Raw genomic sequence first — 4,229 nt, 5'->3', positions numbered from 1 at the left:
GAGCCTCTCTATGACGCTGACTTTCTTTATCAAATTTATCTGAAAGCCGATCCGGAATATACCGGGCGAGTTACGGTACCAGTGTTATGGGATAAGAAAACCCAGACCATAGTCAATAACGAGTCAGCGGAAATTATACGAATTTTCAATTCTGCTTTTGATGAACTGACCGGAAATACTCTGGACTTTTTTCCGGCGAATAAGCAAAAGCAGATAGAAGAAATCAACGAGTGGGTTTACAACGACATTAACAATGGTGTGTACCGCAGCGGCTTTGCGACCACACAAAAGGCTTACGAAGAGGCTTACCAGTCTTTGTTTGCGGCACTGGATAAAGTCGAAGATATTCTCAGTCAGAGCCGTTACCTCGCCGGTGATGAACTGACAGAGGCGGACTGGCGGCTATTTACAACTTTGGTTCGTTTTGATGCGGTTTACTTCGTGCACTTTAAGACCAATAAGAAACGTATTGTCGATTATCCTAATATGTGGAACTACTTGCTGGAGTTGTATCAACACCCGGGTGTGGAAGAAACGGTTGTGATGGATCATATAAAAACTCACTACTACGCCAGCCATACCACAATTAACCCGACTCAGGTGGTGCCTAAGGGCCCTGAAATCAATTTTCATCAAACACATAATCGGGGTCAAAATGGAGGTAAAAAATCATGAGCGCTATTTTGGCAAAACACCGGGGTATGCCTGCTCAGGACGGTGCTGGGGTTAAGCTTACCCGCATTATTAATCAGCCGGGTTTGAAACATCAGGATCCATTTTTAATGCTGGATGAATTTCGCTCGGATAATCCTGATGACTATATTGCAGGCTTTCCATCTCATCCGCATCGCGGATTTTGTACTTTGACTTATATGCTGGCCGGAACCATGGAGCACAAAGACTCGGTTGGCAATACGGGCGCAGTAGAGGCCGGTGGCGTACAATGGATGAAAGCAGCTAAAGGCATCATACACGCTGAAATGCCGAAGCAGGTTGAAGGTCTGATGTGGGGCTTTCAGCTATGGGTTAATTTGCCATCTGACGAAAAAATGAGTGAGCCTGATTGGCATGACTTTCCATCGGCGACTATTCCCGAAGTAAAAAGTGATGACGCTCTTGTCAGAGTTATTTCGGGCCAATATCAGCAGCAAGAAGGTCCGGTAAGAGCGCCCGGGCGTGATTTCTTAATGCTGGACGTACACTTAGGTAAAGAAGCTTTTAGTTTGCCTTCTCAGGGACAAAAACGTCGCCTGCTTTACGTTTATCAGGGGAGTTTAACGGTTAATGGAGAGCTCGCAAAGGAAGGTGAATTGCTCGTGCTTGATCCGGCGGACACGTTAACGTGCACTACTGACGAAGGTGCACGATTTATTCTTCTGGCGGCAAAACCCATCGAAGAGCCGATTGCTCAGTATGGGCCGTTTGTCATGAATAACTCAGGTGAGATTGAACAGGCGATAAAAGACTACCAGGCAGGGACTCTGGCAGCCAATCAAAAGCTAAGTTAGCGCAGTTCTAATGCTTCAGTCTGCCCCAGTAATCGCTCATAACGGTTACTGTGGCTGCTGGAAAGTTGCAGACCCTCTAATACTTTAAAGCACTGGTCACATTCTTTTTTCAATAACTTCCGTTCTGCGTTAGGCGTTTCTTCGATAAAGCGCACGGCCGCCTGGATAAAGTTAAGTGCAGCGCCACTGTTCATTGGAGCCACCTCCATCGCTTCACGGAACAGCTCCAGTGCGCGACTGTAATGACCTTCCTGATACGCTTCAGCACCTGCTTTGTGCACTTTAAAGAAGGCGTCCTGCTGCTTTTGAGCGGCGGCAAGTCTGGCTTGCAGGATTTTAGTGGTGTAACTGTCAAGTAACAGGTTGTCGTCTTTATAGGCGGCGAGCGCATTGGCTTTTTCGTACTCGCCGACATCCAGCAGAATCGCAATAACGTCTGGCAATAAATCTTTGTTGATAGGTTGGTTCGTTGCCAGATTTTCCCCGACAACTTCGTTTAAACGCTGTTGGGCTTCACGTAAACGACCGTTAAACGAATCAATTCGTGACAGTAAAATGGCTTCTAAATCTTCAAATGAAATATCGGCATGCAATAGATGCTCATCGTAACGGGCTCGCTGAAGCTCCATTGTAGCTTCGGTTTGGTACTTACTAATCTGCTGTGGCGTGTCGCTGTGTTCAGCTGCATCAAGAATACTGCGCAAGTAATTACATAAGTGCTGCGCATTACGAAAGACCGATTTGCGTGCTATTTGCAAAACGTTATTCATGGCTTGCTTGGCTATATCAAAGTCACCATTGTCGCGTGCTATGTGAGCCAGTTTGGTTTGTCGTTCAATAGAAAAGGGCGCCATGGTTATTGCATCGCGTGCGCTTTCCAGTGCCTCTTCAAGCTGTTGTTGTTGCAGGTAGCATTCGGTTTTTAAATCATGGGCCTCAATGGCATTGGGCATACGCTTAATAATATGGTTAAGAATATTAAGCGCTTCTTCTGGTGAGTTTTGCAGCAGTCTGGTCTCCGCCAGCTTTAGAAACACCCAGCTATGGGAGTTTTCTTCCAGCAGATCTTTAATGGATATTTCGGCTTTATCCAGTTGCCCGGTTTTATTGTACAGCTCAATTTGCAGTTTTCGGCAATAATTGCTGTAACGGCTGTTTGACTGAATGTGTTTCTGGCAAGCGCTAATGCAGGTTTCATAATCGTGTTTAGTCAGAGCTTTAAATACATCTTTTAACCACATGCGACGCTTGTAGGCACGCATTAAACGAGAGCGCAAAACACGATGGGAAAAAGGCTTCATTAAATAGTCGTCTGGTTGCAGCTCCAGCGCGCTTAAAACCATTGGACGGGTATTGTCGCCGGTAATAATGAAGAACAGGGTGTGTTCTTTCATTAAACCGCGAACCTGAAGCTCTTCCAGTACCTGTCGGCCATTTCGGCCACGGCCGAGGTTATAGTCTACCAACAGAATATCGTGCGGGTTTTTGATGTAGGCAGCAATGCCCGCTTCACCCGTTGTCTTGATTTGGACGTCTTTTGCCCCCAAGTTTAACAGCAGGCCTTTGAGCATAACCTGAAAGGGCTTCTGGTCATCAATCAATAACACACGTTTATCATTGAGCTCTAAGGTTTTGTCCATTAGTGTCAAACAGTATCCTGATAGTATTCAATACCGACAGCATACTGGCTAATTTCAATAATGTTAAGCGGCAACGGAGGCTGATGTGAAAGCAATTCAGATTTCAGAGCAAAAAGTGATATGGAAAGACGGTATTAATTTAAGCGAGCCGCGTGCAGATGAGGTTCAGTTGCATGTTTTAAGCGCCGGGGTTAACCGCGCCGATCTAATGCAAATAGCAGGGAAGTATCCGCCGCCTAACGGCGTATCCGATATTCCCGGGTTAGAAGTCTGTGGCGTTATAGAGCAGGTTGGCAGCCAGGTTTCCGACTGGAAGACAGGGCAACGTGTTAGTGCCTTACTAGCCGGAGGCGGTTTTGCAGAGCGGGTCAACGTTTCGGCAAAACAACTGCTGGAAGTGCCGGATGACTGGAGTCATGAAACCGCAGCTGGCTGGCTTGAGACTTTTGCTACTGCTTATCTCAATGTTTTCCAGTTAGCCGGGCTAAAACAGGGAGAGCGGGTATTGGCGCATGCCGGTGCCAGTGGGGTCGGAACTTCGCTAATACAGTTGTGCCGTGAAAGCGGTAATGACGTTATTGCGGTCGTAGGCAGCGATGAAAAATCACGATTTTGTCTGAACCTCGGTGCGAAGCATGTTATTAACCGATATCAGCAAGATATTGTTGAAGAAGTTAAGGCGCTGGGAGAAGTCGATGTCATCCTCAATCCGGTTGCCGGCGAATCTATCGCAAAAGACCAGCAGTATTTAAAGCAAGACGGTCGTATTATTTTGATTGGCTTAATGGGCGGTCGTACGGGAGAAGTTGATTTCGGGCGAATGCTAATGAAGCGTCAGAAGCTTATGGGCTCGACGTTGCGGGCGCTGTCTTCAGTACAAAAAGGTCATATTTTAAACGGTTTATGGCATGACTTTAGCGATAAGTTTAAAACCGGCAAAATAAAACCGATTATCGATCAGGTTTTTACGGCTGATGATATTCAAAAAGCGCTGGACTATGTTGCGGCGAATAAGACGCAGGGAAAGGTAATACTGAAGTTGGCCGAGCAGTAGTAAATGGTGGAGGGGGCAGGATTCGAA

General features: G+C 46.5%; 4 protein-coding genes. 3 read left to right on the top strand and 1 reads right to left on the bottom strand.

Annotated elements, in window-relative coordinates; translation table 11 throughout:
- Both B3180_RS12015 and B3180_RS12010 read left to right on the top strand, forming a co-directional pair.
- Positions 1-675, top strand: a 675-nt coding sequence (locus B3180_RS12015) for a glutathione S-transferase family protein (protein ID WP_286844789.1), incomplete at its 5' end; no start/stop codon positions are given.
- The gene (locus B3180_RS12010; protein ID WP_278358743.1) at positions 672-1,508 is read left to right on the top strand and encodes a pirin family protein; all 837 of its coding nucleotides are present in this window, start codon (positions 672-674) and stop codon (positions 1,506-1,508) included. The genes B3180_RS12015 and B3180_RS12010, both read left to right, overlap by 4 nt.
- Here the strand turns inward: B3180_RS12010 and B3180_RS12005 are convergent.
- Positions 1,505-3,148 (bottom strand): tetratricopeptide repeat-containing response regulator, encoded by a 1,644-nt coding sequence (locus B3180_RS12005; protein WP_278358742.1) that lies wholly within the window; start codon positions 3,146-3,148, stop codon positions 1,505-1,507. The two genes, B3180_RS12010 and B3180_RS12005, sit on opposite strands and share 4 nt — an antisense overlap.
- Before the next feature lie 85 nt (positions 3,149-3,233).
- On the opposite strand from B3180_RS12005, the gene B3180_RS12000 reads away from it, so the two are divergent.
- On the top strand, positions 3,234-4,202 hold the full coding sequence (locus B3180_RS12000; RefSeq protein WP_278358741.1) for an NAD(P)H-quinone oxidoreductase: 969 nt from the start codon (positions 3,234-3,236) through the stop codon (positions 4,200-4,202).
- Positions 4,203-4,229: the final 27 nt, after the last annotated feature.

This window comes from Idiomarina sp. UBA4206, assembly GCF_002383015.1.
GTDB lineage: Bacteria > Pseudomonadota > Gammaproteobacteria > Enterobacterales > Alteromonadaceae > Idiomarina > Idiomarina abyssalis.
This window is presented reverse-complemented; position numbering and strand designations above follow the sequence as displayed.

Excerpts from the sequence above, each read along its gene's own strand:
- B3180_RS12005 (WP_278358742.1), bottom strand. The coding sequence starts at position 3,148 with ATGGACAAAACCTTAGAGCTCAATGATAAACGTGTGTTATTGATTGAT.
- B3180_RS12010 (WP_278358743.1), top strand. The coding sequence starts at position 672 with ATGAGCGCTATTTTGGCAAAACACCGGGGTATGCCTGCTCAGGACGGT.